Raw genomic sequence first — 17799 nt, forward strand, 5'->3', positions numbered from 1 at the left:
GCCCGCACCAGTCCGATGTGGTTCGCTGGACCACGATGGACTTCGACACGGTGGCCGGCGAGCTCTACGGGGGTGACCTCGCGGAGTTCGTCAGCGCGCGCAACGCGGCGGCGAAGGCCGCGAAGGCCGAAGGAGACGCGGAGCTCGCGAAGCGGATCCAGGAGCTGCGGAAACCGACCACGGCCGCGGCGATCGTCAACGGCCTGGCCAGGGACGACTCCGCGCAGCTGCGCGAACTCGCCGAGCTCGGCGCCGAACTGCGGGACGCCCACACCCGCCTGGCCGGCGACGACCTGCGGGCGCTGACCCGGCGCCGCGGCGAGCTGGTGCGGCGGATCCTCCACGAGCTGCCGTCGACGAGCGATTCGGTGTCCCGCGAGGTCGAGGCGACCCTGGAAGCCGTCGCAGCCGACCCCGACACGGCCGCGCTGGCGCTGGCCGGGCGGCTGACGTCGGTGGCGCACCAGGACACCGACCAGTGGTTCAGCCTGGCCGCGAGTGTGCCGCCCGCCACCGGGAAGCGCCCGGGGAAGCTGGTGGACAAGTCCGAACCGGCCAAGCCGAAGCGGGACCACCGGCGCGAGGAAGAGGACCGGGCACGGGCCCGCGCCGAACGCGAGCGCCTGCGCAAGGAGGCCGCCGAGCGGGACAAGGAACGCGCGGCGGCCGAGCGCGACCTCGTCCGCACCGAGCGCGCGGCCGAGCAGGCCACGGCCCGAGTCGACGACCTGCGCGAGCGGCTCGCGGAAGCCGAGGAACGCGCCGGTCGGGCGACGGCGGAGTTCGAGACGGCGAAGGCGGCCTTCGACGAGGCCGACGCGGCCGCCACCGCCGCGCGGAAGGCCGCCGACGCCGCCCGCTGAGCTATGCGGTTAAGGGATGGCCGACGGCCGGCCCGGTTGGTAGCGTGTGATTGCGCCCCGGATGGGCCGACACACGGAGGTAGTGGCTACCAAGCCCCCTTGAGATCGACACGTTCCGCCTTTCCCTGGCGGAGCTGTGCCCTCCGTGTCGCCCTCTCGGCCTCCGGTGATTCCGTCATCGGAAAGGACAACCCAGCTTGATCATGCTCACCACGACCGGCGCCCGGACGGGCCGGAAGCACCGCGTTCCCTTGGGAGCCCTGGACATCGACGGCCGGCTGGTCGTCATCGCGTCGGCGATGGGGTCGCCGAAGCACCCCGCCTGGTACCACAACATCCGGCGCAACCCCCTTGTCCTGGTGGAAACGGACACCGAAACGTACGAGGCGATGGCGGCCCTCCCGCCCGATCGCGATCGGCTGTTCGCCGAGGTGATCGAGCGGGAGCCGGGGTTCGCGGACTACCAGGCGCGAACGACCCGGATCCTGCCCGTCGTCGAGCTGCACCGGTTCGACACCGCACGCCGCATGGGCGACTGGCTCGTCGAGATGCACGACTGGCTGCGCGGTGAGCTGAAGGAAATGCGCGCCGAACTGGATTGCGGCGTCCCACTGCAGCTGCGCACGCGGTGTGCCGGCTTCTGCACGGCCCTCACCCGGCACCACACCGGGGAGGCCAGGAACATCTTCCCGGTGCTGGCCGAGCGGTTCCCGGCCCTCAAGCCCACGTTGGACAAGCTCGACGAAGAGCACGTCGTCGTGGCCCGGCTGCAGGAGGAGATCGAGCGGCTCGTCGAGGAGGAAACCGACCCGGTCCGGCTCCGCGCGGAGTTCGACCGGCTCCAGTCCGCCTTGGACAGTCACTTCGCCTACGAGGAGCGCACGCTCGTCGCGGCGCTGAACGTCCTGCTGCCCGCGCCCGGCTGATCAGAGCAGCAGCTCGGCCAGCCGCCGCTGGTCCGCCAGCTCCGCTTCGGGTGACGCGCCGAGCACCTGGACGGCCACGTGGTCGGCGCCGGCGTCCAGGTGGGCCCGAAGTCCCTTGGCGACGGTTTCGGGTGTGCCGTGCAGGACGAGGTCGTCGATCAGGCGGTCGCTGCCGCCACCGGCGACGTCGGCTTCGGTGTACCCGTGGCGCAGCAGGTTGTTCACGTAGTTGCTCAAGCCCAGATAAGGGGTCTGGACGTACGGCCGCCCGATGGCGCGCGCGGCCACCGGGTCGTCGTCCACGACCACCTTGTGCTCCGGTGCCAGCAGCTTGCCCGCGCCCAGGATCGACCGGGCGTGCCGGGTGTGCGTGGCCGGCACGAGGTACGGGTGCGCGCCCGCGGTGCGCTCGGCGGCCAGCTTCAGCACGCGGTCGCCGAGCGCGGCGAGCACTCGGGCCTCGGCCGGGACGCCGGCCGCGTCGAGCCGGTCGAGGTAGTCGACGATCTTGGCGTACGGGCCGCGGTATCCGGTGACCGACTCGGGGTGGCCGACGCCGATGCCGAGCAGCAAGCGCTCGCCGTAGCGGCCGGCGAGCCGGTGGTAGGACTCGGCGAGCGTTTCCGGCTCGTCGACCCACATGTTGACGATCGCCGTCGCCACGGTGATCCGCTCGGTCGAGTCGAGGAGGTCCTCGACGAACGCGAGGTCGCCGACCGAGTTGCGGCCGGTACCGAGCCAGACCGTGCCGTAGCCGAGCCGGTCCGCCGCGACGGCGTGCGCCTTGCGCGTCACGTCGTCGCGGTGCGGGGCGAGGAACAGGCCGAACTGCTTCGCTACATTTGTCATAGCGAGCAATGTATCAAATGTAGCGGCGGCTGTCAGGTGGCCAGGCGGTGCAGCCATTCCCGCAGCATTTGACGCTCGGTGGTGGTCAGCGCGCCGGTGTCGTCTTCGAGGGCGGTCGACAAAGCGACAGCGAGGGCGCTCACGGACGAGCCCTCGGCGGGGCGGTCGACGAGCAGTCCGGCCAGCACCGACTCCCTGACCTGGGTCGACATCGCCAGATCCCGGCTGTCTTCGGGCTGGGCGATCAGGCTGAGCGTCACGCCGCTGTTGGCCGCCGCGAACTGCCGCGCGGCCTCCGCCGCCTCGACGCGCAGGCGGCCGTCGCGCGCCAGCGGCGTGAACAGCTCCAGCAGCATCGCTTCGGCGCTCGACGTGAGGTTGCACGGCACGCCCGGCTCGATCTGGCCGTAGAGCAGCACGTAGAACGCGGGGTGCTCCAGGCCGTATTCGACGTGCCTGTCCCAGCCCGTGCGGATCCGGTCGACCGGGTCGCCGTCCGGTGCCGGGGCCTGGACGTACTGGGTGAAGCCGTAGTTGACGACGGCGTCGAGCAGGCCCTGCTTGCTGCCGAAGTGGTGGTACAACGTCGGGGCTTGGACGCCGGCGCGCTCGCAGATCGCCCGCGTCGACACCGGGCCGTCGCCGGCTTCGTGCAGGAGCTGGCCGGCGGCCAGCAGCAGGCGGTCGCGGGTACTGGTGGCGTTGCTCGATCGTCCGGCCATATAGCAATTGTAACGCCGCACTTTCACGTGAAAGTGCCAGCTTGCAATGCCGCACTTTCAGGTGAAAGTGCGGCCTGGCGGGTCAGCGGAGGCGAAGCTGGACCCGCCGGAGCCCGGCGAAGGCGGCCAGCACCCCCGGGTCCGTCGTGGCCGCGGCCGGCCGCACCGACCGGTAGCCGTCCAGCAGCGCTTCGCGCAGTTCCTCCCGCTGCGGCAGGTGCCGGAGCGCGTCGAGCGCCACGGCGAGGTCGTAGGCGTAGTGCCCGTAGCCGCAGTCGTCGAAGTCGATCGCGTGCACGCTGCCGCGGTGCAGCAGGTAGTTCTCCTGGTGCAGGTCGCCGTGCACCAGGCCGAAGACGTCGGCGCCGTACCCCAGCTCCGCCCGCACCGCGCGAGCGCGCGCCACGGCGTCGCGGATCCGTTCGTCGCCCCCGGCCGCCGCGACGGCCCGGTCGACGACCGCCGGGGAGAAGCCGTCCACCTGTGTGCGGCCGAACTCGGTCAGGTCGTCGACGCGGCCGCGGTCGAGGCCGTTCATCCGCCCGCCGTGCAGGTGCAGCCGCGCGGTGAACTCGCCCACCGCGTACAGCTGCGGCGCGCTGAGCCGCTCGTCGAGGAACCGGCCCTCGACCCAGTGGCTGAGCACGCAGGTGCGGGGTTCGGGCACGGCCGGGTCGGCGACCACGGTGACCAGGTCCCGTGCGCGCGTCGGCACCGGCCACGGAACGACGAGGTCGGTCTCGCGGCGCAGCGTGGCGAGCCAGGCCATCTCGGCCCGCACCTGCGCAACACCGGGCCCGTCCGGGCGCTGCACCCGCAGCACGTACCGGTGGCCGTCCGCGCCGTCGACGCGGAACGTCGTGTTGTGCCCGTGGGCCAGCGGGGTCAGGCGGGCCACCGGCACGGCGTAGGCGGTCAACGCCGCTTCGGCGAGCCGGCGCAGGCGTCGCGTGCGGCCGGCGCGGTCGAGCTCGGCGAACGGCCGGGAGTTCGCCTGGAAGTCGGCCATCGCCCAGGTGCTCAGCTGATCGACCGTTCCGGCTCGCGGGCGTGGGAGACCAGCTCGATGGCCGGCGTCGTGTGCCGGCCGCCGCCCAGCCGCTCCACGCCGCGCAGTCCCTCGACCAGCCGTTCGACCTCGGTGTCCGGCCGCACCCCGAAGCGCATGAACTGGCTGGTCATGCCGATCTTGTTGCCGCACTGGCGCACCAGCAGGTGGTGCTCGGCGAGCAGGTAGTCGCACAGCTCGGCGCCGTCGACCGAAGCGGGCAGCTTGACGAGCAGGAAGTTGGCCTGCGACGGGAACACCGTCAGCTCCGCGAACTGCCCGAGCTGCGAATGCATCATGAACCGGTCGAGCGCGAGCTTCTTGAGGCTGTCCTCGTACTCCGCGCGGCGCTCGGCGAGCATGAAGATCACGGTCTCGGCGAGCGAGTTCAGGTTCCACTTCGGCAGCGCGGCCGACAGCTTGCGCGTCAGCGCGGGGTTCGAGACCTGGTAGCCGAACCGGATCCCGTGCAGCCCGAAGTTCTTGCCGAGGCTCTTCAGCACGATCACGTTCGGCCGGACGACGGCTTCGGCGGCCACCGACGGGTTCCGCTCGACCTCGACGAAGTCGATGAACGACTCGTCGATCACCACCAGGTCGAGGTCTTCCAGCGCGTCCATGAACCGGATCACCTCGCGGCGCGGCAGGTACCCGCCGTCGGGGTTGTTCGGGTTGCACAGCACCGCGACCCGCGAGCCGCGGCGCTTGATGAAGTCGAGGTAGTCGTCCACGCGCAGCTCGAAGTTGTCCGCTTCCTTAAGCAGGAACATGTCGACGCGCTTGCCCGTCTCCATCGGCTGGTCGGTCCAGCGGCCGAACGTCGGGATCGGCACGGCGACGCTGGAGCCGACCAGCAGCCGGTCGATCCAGGTGATCAGCTCGGTCGAGCCGTTGGCCAGCGAGATCGTCGACGGGTTGAGCCGCAGCACGCTCGCCAGCTGCGCGGTGATCGCGCCGGCGTCGCTCGGGTAGAACTTGAGGATCGTGCGGAGGTTCCGTTCGAGCTCGCCGAACATCTCGTCGGTCGGGAAGTACGGGTTGCAGGGGATGCAGAAGTCCGCGAGGTCGTCCGCGTGCTGCCCCATCGCCCTGGCCACCGAGAAGAACGACGGGCTGTGGGCCTTGTTCTGCTGGAAAAGGCCGTGGGTGGTCATACCGTGCCGCACGCGTGTTCTCCGTCCGCCGCTTTACCGGCCCCTTGCCTTCCCGTTGAGGACACGTGCGAATCGGGCAGCCGGTTCAATGCCGGACAGCGCGTGGATCCCGGTGCCCGCCAGCACGGCGGCGGCCAGCGCGGACAGCACCATGAGCGGCAGCGGTGCGGCCAGCGGGTCGATGCCGGTGAAGGACTCGACGCCGATCACGGCGGTGAGCAGGGCATCGGCGGCGACGGCGGTCTTCACGATGCGCAGCCGGTGTGGCTCGGGGTGGGGGGTGAAGCGCAGGATCCAGGCGAGCGCGGGCAGCACGAGGATGGCGTGCATGGCGACCGCGTGCAGCGGCTTGAGGGCACCGGCGGTCGTGTAGGCGAGCTGCGGATCGCCGCCGCGGGCCGCGACGACCCCGCGTCCGATCATCACCGCCCCGGTGGCCAGGGCGGCCACCAGCACGACCAGGCCGGCGCGGACGGCCAGGCGCAGGCTCGGCGCGTCCGGGCCGGGCTCGACGAGCGCGGTGGCCGTGAAGCCGACGACGGTCAGGACGAGCACCCCGCCGCCCGCGGCGAGCGTCATCGAAACGACGTTGTCGAACGGCGTCCCGAAGTTGAAGTGCGACGGGACGCCTCGCCACGCCTGCATGCTGACCAGTACGACCTCGGTCACGCTCGCCCAGGTGAACGCGCCGAGCAGGACACCGCGCAGCCGCGGGCGCATGGTGAGGAAGGACGTCGCCCAGGCGACCGACGCCAGCGTCAGCCCGAAGGACAGGCCGAACGTGACGGCCTTGCGCATCGACAGCGGGCCCAGCCACGAGCCGCCGGTGGCGACGAGCACGAGCGCGTGCACGACACCGCTCAGGAACAGTGCCGCGCCGACGGCGTAGGCGATCCGCTCGGCCGGTCTGCCGTCGTACCGGATCCGGGTCAGTGCGTTCATGTCCCGGAGTGTCGTCTCGCAACGGGGGCCGGCGCGTCGGCCCGGCGGCGACACCACGACGTACGACGACGGGCGTACGGTAATCGGCTGATATGTGGAAAAAGCGCTGGTAAAGGAATTCCGATGTTCTTGACGGAATATTAACGGAAAGGGTGCCCGGTGCCACTCGCCAGGCGGATGCGGTGGCGGCGCCAGCGTTCTACTCTGCGAACATGTACATCGCACTGTTGACCTATACGGCGCCCGAAACAGAAGTCGACTACGCACTGCCCGACCATTCGGAGTGGGTTCGCAAACAATTCACGAAGGGACTCTTCCTCGTTTCCGGAAAGGGCAACGGCGCGGCCGATCAGGTGATACTGACCCGCCCGGTGCTGCGCGGCAAGCTCGACGCCGTGCTCGCGAGCGATCCGTTCGTGGTCCGGCGGCTCGCTCGCTACGACGTCATCGAGTTCACCGCCACGCGCACCGCTCGGGAGCTGCTGGCGATCAACGAGGCCATTGCCTCCTGACGCTCCGTCATGGTCGGGTGGCCCGGCGACGTTGCCCCGCCACCTGACGGCGAAGAATGCTCACCCGCCGGCTCTCGCTTATGATCGCGAGGACGTCCAGCAGGGAGAGTGCGATGAAGACCCCCGACCTCGTTTTCCGGGGCCGCCGGTTGAGCAGTGACCGCGCGCTGGTGCTGGCCGCGATCGAGGTGCTCCCGGAGCCCGCGGCGGTCCGGGACGCCGTCCGCGCCGCCGTCGCCGACGGCGCCGATCTCGTGAGTTTCGCCGGAGCCGGCGCCGAGCCCCTGGTCGAGTGGGCACGTGAGACTTTTCCCGGCCTCTTCGTCGGAATCGACACCGCGGACCCGTCGGTCGCCGCTGCCTGCTGCGAAGCGGGCGCCGATCTGATCATCGCGCGCGCCGACCTCGCCGGCGTCGCGGCCCGGTTCGGTGCCGGTTATGCCGCTTCTTCGGTGCCTGCCGACGCCGGTTTGCCTGTTTCGGGCACCGTCTTGGACGTCGGTGTGCTGCGGACCGCGCTGCCGGAAGGCGTTCCCGTGCCGGCGGAAGGCTTTCCCGTGCTGGTGGAGGTGGCCGGGGACGGAACGCCCGCCGGGCTGGCCCGGGCGGCGCTCGCGGCGTCGGCCGGAGTGGCGATCATCCGCACGAGGCACGTGCGCGAAGTGCGGCACGTGGCGGAGATGGCGGCAAGCATCGCGGGCACGCGCCCGCCGGCGAAGGCGGTCCGGTGGGAGTGATCAGCCAGGTCTGGCCGTCCCCGCGCGACCTGACCGACGCCGACCTCGAGCAGCTCTACCGCTACCCGGCGGACCCCCGCTGGCTGGCGGTGAACTTCGTGTCGAGCACGGACGGCGCGATCACGGTGGAGGGCCGGTCGGGCGGCTTGTCGACCCCGGCCGACCGGATCGTCTACCGGCTGGGCAACGACCTGGCCGACGTGGTGCTGGTGGGCGCGGGAACGGCCATGGCGGAGGGTTTCGAGGGAATGCGCCCCGACGCGCGAACGGCCGACCGCCGCCGCCGGTTCGGCCTGGCCCCGATCGCGCCGGTGGCGGTGGTGACGACGGGCCGGTCCCTGCCACCGGACGCCCCGGTGATCACGAAGGCGGCGGTCCCGACGATGGTCTTCACGTGCTCGGCGGCGCCTTCGGCGTTGCGCGAAGCATGGGCGTCGAACGGCGCCCGGGTGTTCGTCGTCGGCGAGGCGGAGGTGCCGGCCGAGCGGGTGGTGTCGACGCTGGTGGCGGAAGGCTTGGGCCGCATCGATTGCGAGGGCGGGCCGAGGCTGTTCGGTTCGTTGATCGAGGCGGGAGCGGTCGACGAGTTCCGGTTGACGGTGGCGCCGTTCTTGGTGGCGGGAACGTCCGGCCGGGCTTCCTTCGGTGCGGCGGTCGACCCGGCCGAGCTGGAGCTGGCTTCGGTGCTCACCGATGGTGCCAGTGTGCTGCTGCGGTACCTCGCGCGTCGCTAGTTTTGTCGGTCCCTTCCGGTAGTGTGGAATTCGGGGGCACCCTGGCCCGTTTTCCGTTGTGGCACAAGGGAAACCTCTGCTCGGCGCCATTTCGGAGTTCACCCGGTTCAGCGATGATGTTCGAACCTCTGTTCGGGTACCGTCGGAGACATGACCACGACCCGAAGACCGCCGCAGCACCCCGAACCGGTGCTGCGCCAAGGAAAAACCCTATCGATCGAGCAGCCGCCGGAAGTGGTCCGGCAGCGCCAGGTCCCGGGCCTGGGCCCGCGTCAGCCAAGCGAAGTCGTCGTGCTCCTCGGGGTTGAGCACAACCTCGCCGGCTCCCTCTTCTTCCACCGTGTAAACGAAAGCGTGGATGCGCAGGGCGCGTCCCGCGACGTCCGGCCACGCGTCGCGCGCCAGCTCACCCGTCACGCGGACCGTCAACCCGGTCTCCTCCGCCGCTTCGCGCGCCGCTGTGTCTTCGAAGCGCTCGCCTGGCTCGGCCGTTCCGCCGGGCAGTTCCCAGCGGCCCGCGAGGAACACCCCCGGCCCGCGGCGGAGGAACAGCACCCGGTCGCCGCGGGCGATCCAGCAGTAGGCCAGGTGCTTGTGCGCGAGCTCGGTCATGCGCGCGATTCTCGCTCAGTTGGTCTTCGACGTCGGCAGGTGGGCGCCCAGGTACCCGACGTACACCGTGCCCGTGCGGTCGGTGTCGTCGAGGAAGTGCAGGCGCGGGGCGGGCGATTTGAAGCGCTCCAAGGCGATGTGGGCACCGAAGTAGTCGCGGCCCGCCGGGTTGGTCCGGGGATCGACGCGGAACGTGCGGGCCTGTCGGAGCCGCTCGTTCGTGGTCACCGTGTCGGACTCGGCCAGGGCGATGATGTTCGCGCTGATGAGCGAACCCGGCTGTCCGGTGCGGGCGAACGCGAGCACGTCCGACAGCTCGGGGCCCGGGTCCTGGCCCGCATCCAGCAAGGACGTCCGGGCACCCGCGTAGGCGTCGAGGGTGCGGAGCGCGTCCCACGCCTTGCGGCGCCAGGCGGCGGCCTTGGGGTGGTGGTCGAGGATCGCGGCCGGCGCCGGTTCGGCCGTGATGGCGAGGTGTTTGAGCGAGGCCGTCGCGGCGCCGATCAGCTCGGCGAAACTGGGGAATTCCTCCGGCGGCCGCTCGGCGGCGGCGACCTCGTCGTCGGCGTCGTGGTGGCGGGCGAGCCGGCCCGCCAGCAGCCCGTTGACGCGCCTGAGCTCGTCGCGCTCGGCCTCCGTCTCCTCGAACGCCCGCGCGTAGTCGTCCACCTCCGCCTGCAGCTGCGCGAGCTGCTCGCGCAGGCAGGCGACGTCCGTCGCGCACGCTTCCTCGAGGCGGCGGCGGAGCGTCTTCACCTCGCAGGCGTGCCGATCCCGTTCCTCGGCGTGGGCCTTGGCCTTCTTCCGCAGGATCGTGATCACGCCCCGCGCCTCGGCCAGCTCCCGCTCCGCGCGGCCGAGTTTCTCGAGCAGCTCGGCGTCGGGCTCGCGCTCCGGCGAAGCGAACGGATCGGCTTCGTACCAGGCTCGCACGCTCGGCACGTCCGCCCACTCCTCGGGCAGGGGCGTCCGGCCGCGTGCCTGGATGAGCCGCGTGATGGCCCCTTGGAGCGCCTCGCCGGACACCGGGCTCGCGGTTTCGACAAAATCCGGGAGCTGGTCGCACGGCGCCACGTACAGCCGCGCGCCCTGCGGCACCGCGCACCCGAGCGGAAGGTGCCGGTTGAGGGTGTGGCGGAAACGGTCGTCGACGTCGAAGACGTTGACCAGCCCGGGCCAGCCCTCGACCGGCACCGTCGGCGGCTCGGTGAGCACCAGCACGGCGGAAGACCGCCACGGCGCCACCAGCGCCTCGCCCAGGAGGTCGGCGAGGTGGTCGCACTCCTTGCGCGACCAGCCGCGCATCGCCAGCACCGGCGTTTCGATCGGGATTTCGTCGCTGCCGCTGGCGCCCAGTTCCTCCAGCCCGATCCGTTGCGCCGGTGCTTCGTGGCAGCTGCGCCACGGCCGCGTGCACGCTGCGGCCAGCAGCCACGTCACCCGGTCTTCGCCGGCGCGGTAGCAAAGCGAAAGCAATACCTGAACGGAGTAGCGGCCTTCGCCGTCCGCGTAGGCGAATTTGAGGTCGCACCGGCGCGAACCGCCGTCGTCGGACGAGCCGAGGTCGGTCCCCGTGTAGTCGTCGTGCTGCCGCTGGCGGCTGATCAGCCTGCTGCGCAACGCGTCCAGGGGGCGTTTTCCCTCGGTGGGGACCAGTCCGTGGTGCCAGATCCGGTGCACCCCCACAGGACTCAACTCCGTTCGCCGGGAACAGGACTTCCGCCGAACATAGCGGATCCTGTGACCGTTCGAACGCGGGGCGTCACCCCGAGCGGGTCCACAGGCAGAACGGGTGCCCGGCCGGGTCGAAGCAGACGCGGACGTCGTCCTGCGGCTGGAACTCGGCGACGACCGCGCCCGCCGCGGTCGCCGCCGCCGTCGCCTCCTGGAGGTCGCCGACCTCGATGTCGAGGTGCAGCTGCATCTGCTGCGCGCCGTCGGCCGGCGGCCACACCGGCGGGACGTGCCCGGTCTCCAGCTGGAACGACAGTCCCGCGCTGCCGTCGTCCGGACGCAAGGTCACCCACTCCGGTTCGTCGGTGCGGATCGGCCAGCCGAGGAGCTTCGAGTAGAACTCGGCGAGCGCACGGGGTTCCGGCGTGCCGAGCACGGTGGAGGTCAGCTTCATGATCGGACTGGTACCCGCGGGGCGGGCTTCCTACCGCGGTGTGCTCGCGTCGAAGCAGGCGACCGGCGTCGGTGTCCGCGGCCGGCCGGCGCGTCACGCGCTTGACCAGCGGCACTGCGGCACGCAGGCGACGGCTGTAGCCGGACTGGCCGGGCAGGAACCGCAACCAGCGAGCCTCGGAGGTGAACGCCCTGCGTCCGTCTCCGGTCACCACCCGGACTTACGCATCATTCGGCTAGGCCGTCACCGCCGCGTGGAGGGTGTGGATCAGGCGGGCGTTCTCCGGGGCCGCGCCACCCGGGAAGGCGAACCGGCGGCGGTTGTAGCCGTACGCGAGGCCGCTGCGCGGGTCGGCGAAGGCCTGGGAACCGGCCGCGCCGCTGTGGCCGAACGCGCCTTGGCCCAGCACCGGGTAGTCGTCCGACACGATCGCGAAGCCCAGGCCGAACGCGTTGTGGTTGCGCGTGGCGAGGTCGTCACCGATCGAGTGGATCTGCGCGAACTCCGCCGCGGTCTCCGGACGCAGGAGCGGCTCCGGCCCGCTGATCGCCGCCGCGTACATGCCGGCCAGCCCCCGCGCCGACGCGACGCCGCCCACCGACGCCGGGCTCAGCTGCCGGAACAGCTTGATGTTCGGCAGCTCCCAGAGCTCGGGCGCCTTCGGGTGGTTGCGGTTGAACGCGATCCCGGTGATGCTGTCCGGCCCGGTCGCGTTCGCCTCCAGCTCCGCCAGCTGCTCCGGCGTCGGCAGCATCGGCTGCGTGGTGAGGAACCGCGGCTCCAGCTCCTCCGGCAGCCCCAGGTAGAAGTCCAAGCCGAACGGCTTCCGGACGCGCTCCTCGTAGTGCTCCTGGATGCTGCGGCCGGTGACGCGCCGGACGACCTCGCCGGTCAGCGCCCCGATCACCAGCGCGTGGTAGCCGAACCCGGTGCCGGGCCGCCAGTACGGCCGCTGCGGGGCGAGCCGTTCGGCGATGACGCGATCGTCGGCGAGCTCTTCGCCCGTGAACCCGTCGTCCGCGCCGACGACGCCGGCGCGGTGCGCGAGCAGGTCCCGCAGGGTGATCCCGTCCTTGCCCGCGGCGCCGAACTCCGGCCAGCAGTGGGCGACTCGCTGGTCGAGGTCGAGCACGCCGTCCTGGACGAGCAGCGCGACCACCAGGTGCGCGGCCCCCTTGGTGGAGGAGAACACGCCGGTCAGCGAGTCGCCGGTGATGGCGGGGCCGGTCCACAGGTCGACGACGCGCTCGCCGTCGACGTGCGCGACGAGCTGAGCGGCGTAGTCACCGCCTTCCTCGCCCGCGACGGCGGCGAACTCCTCCCGGACGGACTCGAACCCCTCGGCGACGGTTCCCCGGATGTGCTCGGACGACATGGCAGCTCCCTCAGTGGTTTCAGCGCCTGGTGCCAGGGTGCAACCGACGCCTTGCCGAGGTATTCCGGTAGCGTGCCGCCGCTTCCCGGAGTCCGAAGCAGGGAACCCCGCGGGCCGGCCGCGGCACGACGATCGTGCACGGCGGACGCACCGTCGAAGGCGTCGCAGTCCGCATCACCCGACGCCTCCCGGCCCGGTCCACACAGGACACTGCGATCCGGACCGTCGTCACGTACCGTGGCCGGAGCGACACGCAGTCCGGCAGGCGGTGTCGCAGGTGCAGAATGCACGTCTGTAGTGGACGTCGTTACAGACTTCACTCTTTAGGACGTTCCGAGAGAGACATCAACCCTGCTCACGCGGTTGGGACTGACTTTCTGTAGCTAAAACTCTCCCGATCATTGCTCCGATGTGAAACCATTGGGCCGTTCGCGGGGAGAGGGCCTCGCGACGGGGGGACTCACCGTTACGGCAGCGTCCCCATGAAGATCCCCAGGGGAGAGGAGATCGACCATGTCGACGCCCACGGATGTCAAGCCGGAGGAAGTTCCGGAGCCGATCGTTCAGGCCGGCCCCGTTGTCCCGCACCCGGTGCCGGACGAGCACGGCTGGGTGCACATCGACCACGTTCCGGAGAAGCCGAAGGCCGGCCCGATCGCGACGCCGGACTGCGGCACGCCGTGCTACCAGGTGGTCAAGCCCTGACCTTGACCGATTCGTGACCGCCCGCCTGCCGATCTTCGCCTGGCAGGCGGGCTTCCTTATGCGACTCGCTGTGATGTCATAGGAGAGTGCCTGTGACAAACCTGGACCCGGTCTCCGTCATCGAGAGGGTCCGTGCGCTGCAGAAGGCTGCTACGGACGCATCCTGCCTCGGGCGTTATCGAGAAGGTGTCCGGCTGCTCAAGCGCGGGAAGAGCCTGCTCGAAACCGTCCGGCCGTCGACCGAGCGGCAGCGCACCGACTGGCTGGTCACCCGGATCCGCCTGGCGAGCACCCTCACGGCGATGTCGTCGGAGATCAGCGGCGACCTCGAGGCCGGCTTGGCCGGGTTGAACGAGGTGCGGCGGCTGATCGAGGACGTGCCCGATCCGATGCTGCAGGCCGAACTCAACGGCTCCTTGAACTACAACTACGCGGCGAGGCTGATGAGCGTCGGCCGCAACGAAGACAGCTTGGTGTCCTTCGACATCTCGGTGGAGCACCAGGAGTACCGGCTGGCCCACGGCCCGGAGCCGGAGTCTCGCATGGGCGGCTTCGTGCAGACTCTTTCGTCGAGGGCGTGGGTGCAGGTGCGGCTCGGCAACGTCACCGCAGCGCACGACGATCTCGCCCGCGCGCTCGAGCTCGCGGAAAAGTACGAACTCCGGTCGGTGGCCGCCGACGTCCGGCGGACGATGGGCATGCTCGCCCTGCGCGTCCGGGATGTGCCGGAAGCTCTCCGGTTCTACGACGAGGCCGAACGCACCTACCGGGCGCTGGAGATGGACGTGCCCGCCGCTCTGCGGTTCGAGCAGGCCGAGGCGCTGCTGGCGGCCGGCTTGGCCGACGAAGCCGCCTCGCACCTCGATGACGTGCTTCCCGTCCTCATCGAGGAGCAGAGCATCAGCAAGGAGCTCGCGCGGGCCGAGCTGTACCGCGCGTCCGCCGCGCTGCTGGCCGATGACCTCGAGCCCGCGCGCCAGATGGCGGACTCGGCCCGCCGCCGCATGCTGCGGGTCGGTTGCCGGACCTGCGTGGCCAACGCCACGATCATCGGGCTGCACGCCGATACCCGGGACGCCCTGCGGTCGGGTGAAGTACCGGTTGCGTTGCCCACCCGGGCCTTGCGCACCGCGGAGAAGATGCAGCTGCCCCGCCTGACCGAACAGGCCGCCACCGCCCGCATGCTCGCCGTGCGGCTGGACATCCGCCGCGGGAACCTCAAGCGCGCCGCCGAAACCCTCCGGAAGGTGCCTCGCCCCGGGCAGCTCACCCCCATCGACTACCGGATGCTGCGCCGGCTTTGCCGGGCCGAGCTCGCCGTGGCCCGGGGGGACCGGGCCAGGGCGCTCACCGAGATCCGGTCCGGGCTCACCGAGCTGGACGCCGTCCGGGATCGGATGGGTGGGCTGGACCTCGTCTCCGGGACCGCCCTGCACGGCCAGGAGCTCGCCGATCTCGCCGTCAAGCTCGTGCTCGACCGCCACGATGCCCGGCGGCTGTTCGTCTGGCTCGAACGGACCCGCGCCCAGACCTACCGCTACGAACCGCTCTCCGCCGGGACCGATCCCGCGCTCGCCGCGCGCGTGGCCGAGGTGCGGGGGCTCGGGCAGGCCATCCAGGAGGCCCAGCACGACGGGCACCCCATCGCCGGCCTGCGGGCGAAGTACAACGAACGGCTGCGGGAGGCCCAGCGGCTCGGCTGGCACACCGGGCGGTGGGGCCGGCCGCGGCCCGTTGCGGGGCTCGGCGAGGTCGTCGCGCGGCTCGGTGAGCGGGCCTTGGTCAGCTTCGCCGCTTCCGGGGACGAGCTCGTCGCCGTCGTCGTCGCCGGGGGTGAGTGCCGGCTCGTGCGGCTCGGGTCCGCCGGTGCCGCCGCCGAGTCGGCGCGCGTGCTGAACGTCGACCTCGACGCCCTCGCGCCGGACAACCTGCCCGAGCGGCTCGCCGAGGTTGTCATGGCTTCGGCGCGCAAGCAGGCCGACAAGCTCGACGTCCAGCTCATCCAGCCCTTGGCCGGCCTCATCGGCGACCGCGAGCTGGTCATCGTGCCGACCGGGCCGCTCTACGCCGTGCCGTGGGGCGTGCTGCCGGGCTTGCGGGGGCGGCCGACCGTCGTCGCGCCGTCGGCGACCGCCTGGCTCGCCGCCGAGCTGACGAAGTCCTCGCGCGCCCGCAGGATCGTGCTGGTCCGCGGGCCCGGGCTGGCCGGCGCCCGTGGTGAGCTCGAGAAGCTGACCACGCACTACCGCACCGCGACGACGATGACCGGCGCCAAGGCCACCGTGAAGTCCGTGCTGCGCGCGATGGACGGCGCGAAGCTCGCGCACTTCGCCGCGCACGGTGCCCACGAGCCGGAGAACGCCCTGTTCTCCCGGCTCGAACTCGCCGACGGTGCTCTCTTCGGCCACGAGATGGCCGGGCTGCGGCAGCCGCCGCGGCAGGTGGTGTTCGCCGCGTGCGAACTCGCGATGAACCGGATCCGGCCGGGCGACGAGGCGCTCGGCTTCGCCAGCGCCCTGCTGGCCAGCGGTTCCCGGACGGTGATCGCGCCGCTGTCGCGTGTCGGCGACCTCGCCTCGGCGGCCGCGATGGACGACTACTACCGCGCGCTGGCCGTCCGGGAAAGCCCGGCGCTGGCGCTGGCCGACGCGATCGCCGTCGACCCGTTCCGCCGCCCGTTCGTCTGCCTCGGCGCCGGTTAGGGCAGCTGCGCGGGCGGTGACCACACCAGCCGCGGGTCGGTCTGGACAAAACTGCCGAGCAGCTGGTCGATCCGGGTCAGCACGTCGAAATCGAGCCGGACGCCGGTGGCTTTGGCGTTCTCGGTGACCTGCTCCGGTGTGCTCGCCCCGGTCACCGTCGACGCGACCGTCTCGTGCTGCAACGTCCAGGCCAGCGCGAGCTGGGCCATCGTGAGGCCGGCGTCGTCCGCGACGCCGCGCAGCAGCTCCACCCGCTCCAGCAGTTCCGGCATGAGCAACGGCCGGGCGTGCGGCTGCTCGGCCGCCCGGGAGCCCGCCGGAATCCGGCCGTCGTGGTACTTGCCGGTCAGCACGCCCTGGGCGAGCGGTACCGAAGCGAACTGCCCGACGCCCATCCGCGCGCCCACCGGCATCACCTGGGCCTCGGGCACCCGCCACAGCATCGAGTAGTGCGGCTGGTTGGCGATCAGCGGCACGTCGTACCGCGAAGCGGCCTCGTGGGCCTGCAGCAGCTGCTCGGCCGTCCACTCCGACGTGCCGACGTACCGGACCTTGCCCTGCCGCACCAGGTCCGAGAGCGCGAGGAACGTCTCCGCGACGGGCGTCCGGTAGTCGAAGCGCAGCAGCTGGTAGACGTCGACGTAGTCGGTGCGCAGCCGGCGCAGCGAGCCTTCCAGCGACGCGATCACGCGCTTGCGGCTCAGACCCGCGTCGTTCGGTCCGGGGCCTTCCGGCCAGAACACGCCGGTGCACAGCACCAGGTCATCGCGGCGCACACCGGCGAAGGCCGCTCCGAAAGCGGTCTCCGCCGCGCCGCCGTCCCAGGCCGCCGCGGTGTGGAACGTCGTGACGCCGGCGTCCAGCGCCGCGGCGACGCAGCCGGGCGAGCTGTGCGTCAGCCAGTTGCCGTAGGCGAGCTCGCTGACGGCGAGCCCGCTCGTGCCGACCCTGCGGTACTCCACTTCAGCCTCCTTGGACAGCCATCTCGTCGATCCACGCGTCGACCGCGCCCGCCTTGCGGGCGAAGGACTCCCGCACCGATTCGTGCGGCAGGATCAGGAATTCTTCGTTGCCGAGCCCGCGAACGACCGCTTCGGCGACGTCTTCGGGGTCGAGCAGCGGGGCCGCCGCGGCGATGGCCAGCGCGGCCGGGTGGCCGGCGGCGATGCCGGGTTCGAGCAGCGCCGTCCGGACGCCGAGCGGGCACAGCGCGCTGACCCGCACCCCGCGTGGCCGGTAGGTGATCGCCAGCCATTCGGCGAGCCCGACGGCCGCGTGCTTGGTGACCGAGTACGGCGCGTCGCCGGGGATGCCGAGCAGGCCGGCGCCCGACGCGGTGATCAGCAGGTAGCCCTCGCCGCGGGCCAGCATCGTGGGCAGCACGGCCTGCGCGGCGTGGACGTGCTGCATGACGTTGATCTCCCACGACTTCTGCCACTGTTCGTCGGCCGCGTGCACGCCGGTGCCGAACGCCGCGCCCGCGTTGGCGCAGAACACGTCGACCGGGCCGAACTCGGCGCGGGCCGTCGCGACCAGGCCCTTGAGGTCCTTTTTGGACGTCGCGTCGGCGGCCACCGCGACGGCCCGGCCGCCCGCGGCGGTGATCTCGTCCGCCACCCGGGTGGCGCCCGCGGCGTCCACGTCGGACACGACCACCCCGGCCGCCCCCTCCGCGGCGAAGCGGCGGGCCATCGCGGCCCCGATTCCGTGTGCCGCGCCGGTCAGCGCGACCACGCGTCCAGTCAGTTCCACGCAAGCTCCAATATTTCAGATTCCCATTGTCACGTGCG

At 71.5% G+C, this 17799-nt stretch carries 18 protein-coding genes; 7 read left to right on the forward strand and 11 right to left on the reverse strand.

Going from position 1 to position 17799, the window contains the following annotated elements; genetic code table 11:
• Positions 1-35: 35 nt before the first annotated feature.
• Together Q5425_RS15050 and Q5425_RS15055 are read left to right on the forward strand one after the other, a co-directional pair.
• Positions 36-863: a hypothetical protein gene (locus tag Q5425_RS15050; protein WP_308672819.1), complete on the forward strand. Its 828-nt coding sequence runs from the start codon at positions 36-38 to the stop codon at positions 861-863.
• A 197-nt stretch (positions 864-1060) separates the two neighbouring features.
• Positions 1061-1789: a nitroreductase/quinone reductase family protein gene (locus Q5425_RS15055; protein ID WP_308672820.1), complete on the forward strand. Its 729-nt coding sequence runs from the start codon at positions 1061-1063 to the stop codon at positions 1787-1789.
• Here the strand turns inward: Q5425_RS15055 and Q5425_RS15060 are convergent, their stop codons facing one another.
• The 5 genes from Q5425_RS15060 to Q5425_RS15080 form a co-directional block, all read right to left on the reverse strand.
• Complete coding sequence (locus Q5425_RS15060; protein WP_308672821.1) at positions 1790-2638, reverse strand: LLM class F420-dependent oxidoreductase; 849 nt, start codon at positions 2636-2638, stop codon at positions 1790-1792.
• A gap of 32 nt (positions 2639-2670) precedes the next feature.
• Positions 2671-3360 carry a TetR/AcrR family transcriptional regulator gene (locus Q5425_RS15065; protein WP_308672822.1) on the reverse strand — a complete coding sequence of 230 codons (690 nt, stop codon included), beginning with the start codon at positions 3358-3360 and terminating at the stop codon, positions 2671-2673.
• 82 nt (positions 3361-3442) lie between these two features.
• The gene (locus Q5425_RS15070; RefSeq protein WP_308672823.1) at positions 3443-4369 is read right to left on the reverse strand and encodes a phosphotransferase; all 927 of its coding nucleotides are present in this window, start codon (positions 4367-4369) and stop codon (positions 3443-3445) included.
• 11 nt (positions 4370-4380) lie between these two features.
• Entirely contained in the window at positions 4381-5574 is a 1194-nt protein-coding gene (locus Q5425_RS15075) for a histidinol-phosphate transaminase (protein WP_308672824.1), read from the reverse strand.
• A gap of 21 nt (positions 5575-5595) precedes the next feature.
• Positions 5596-6504, reverse strand: a complete 909-nt coding sequence (locus tag Q5425_RS15080; protein WP_308672825.1) for a hypothetical protein — start codon at positions 6502-6504, stop codon at positions 5596-5598.
• A gap of 212 nt (positions 6505-6716) precedes the next feature.
• Between Q5425_RS15080 and Q5425_RS15085 the strand changes: the two genes are divergently transcribed.
• The 3 genes from Q5425_RS15085 to Q5425_RS15095 all read left to right on the forward strand — a co-directional run bounded on the left by Q5425_RS15085 (position 6717) and on the right by Q5425_RS15095 (position 8487).
• Complete coding sequence (locus Q5425_RS15085; protein ID WP_308672826.1) at positions 6717-7016, forward strand: hypothetical protein; 300 nt, start codon at positions 6717-6719, stop codon at positions 7014-7016.
• A gap of 113 nt (positions 7017-7129) precedes the next feature.
• Positions 7130-7753 (forward strand): dihydropteroate synthase, encoded by a 624-nt coding sequence (locus tag Q5425_RS15090; protein ID WP_308672827.1) that lies wholly within the window; start codon positions 7130-7132, stop codon positions 7751-7753.
• Positions 7750-8487: a dihydrofolate reductase family protein gene (locus Q5425_RS15095; protein ID WP_308672884.1), complete on the forward strand. Its 738-nt coding sequence runs from the start codon at positions 7750-7752 to the stop codon at positions 8485-8487. The genes Q5425_RS15090 and Q5425_RS15095 overlap by 4 nt, the downstream gene beginning before the upstream one ends.
• 210 nt (positions 8488-8697) lie before the next feature.
• Here the strand turns inward: Q5425_RS15095 and Q5425_RS15100 are convergent, their stop codons facing one another.
• From Q5425_RS15100 to Q5425_RS15115, 4 genes are all read right to left on the reverse strand, one after another.
• Positions 8698-9099 carry an NUDIX hydrolase gene (locus Q5425_RS15100; RefSeq protein WP_308672828.1) on the reverse strand — a complete coding sequence of 134 codons (402 nt, stop codon included), beginning with the start codon at positions 9097-9099 and terminating at the stop codon, positions 8698-8700.
• Between the two features lie 15 nt (positions 9100-9114).
• Positions 9115-10785 (reverse strand): hypothetical protein, encoded by a 1671-nt coding sequence (locus tag Q5425_RS15105; protein ID WP_308672829.1) that lies wholly within the window; start codon positions 10783-10785, stop codon positions 9115-9117.
• Positions 10786-10861: 76 nt separating this feature from the next.
• A complete protein-coding gene (locus Q5425_RS15110) occupies positions 10862-11227 on the reverse strand; it encodes a VOC family protein (protein ID WP_308672830.1) in 366 nt (121 codons plus the stop codon).
• Between the two features lie 235 nt (positions 11228-11462).
• A complete protein-coding gene (locus Q5425_RS15115) occupies positions 11463-12602 on the reverse strand; it encodes a serine hydrolase domain-containing protein (protein ID WP_308672831.1) in 1140 nt (379 codons plus the stop codon).
• A 513-nt stretch (positions 12603-13115) separates the two neighbouring features.
• On the opposite strand from Q5425_RS15115, the gene Q5425_RS15120 reads away from it, so the two are divergent.
• Together Q5425_RS15120 and Q5425_RS15125 are read left to right on the forward strand one after the other, a co-directional pair.
• The gene (locus tag Q5425_RS15120) at positions 13116-13307 is read left to right on the forward strand and encodes a hypothetical protein (protein ID WP_308672832.1); all 192 of its coding nucleotides are present in this window, start codon (positions 13116-13118) and stop codon (positions 13305-13307) included.
• 92 nt (positions 13308-13399) lie between these two features.
• On the forward strand, positions 13400-16009 hold the full coding sequence (locus Q5425_RS15125; RefSeq protein WP_308672833.1) for a CHAT domain-containing protein: 2610 nt from the start codon (positions 13400-13402) through the stop codon (positions 16007-16009).
• Here the strand turns inward: Q5425_RS15125 and Q5425_RS15130 are convergent.
• Together Q5425_RS15130 and Q5425_RS15135 are read right to left on the reverse strand one after the other, a co-directional pair.
• Entirely contained in the window at positions 16006-16971 is a 966-nt protein-coding gene (locus Q5425_RS15130; protein WP_308672834.1) for an aldo/keto reductase, read from the reverse strand. The genes Q5425_RS15125 and Q5425_RS15130 overlap by 4 nt on opposite strands.
• Position 16972: 1 nt before the next feature.
• A complete protein-coding gene (locus Q5425_RS15135; RefSeq protein ID WP_308672835.1) occupies positions 16973-17761 on the reverse strand; it encodes an SDR family oxidoreductase in 789 nt (262 codons plus the stop codon).
• Positions 17762-17799 lie beyond the last annotated feature (38 nt).

The organism is Amycolatopsis sp. A133, assembly GCF_031082405.1.
In the GTDB taxonomy this organism is placed as follows: Bacteria; Actinomycetota; Actinomycetes; order Mycobacteriales; family Pseudonocardiaceae; genus Amycolatopsis.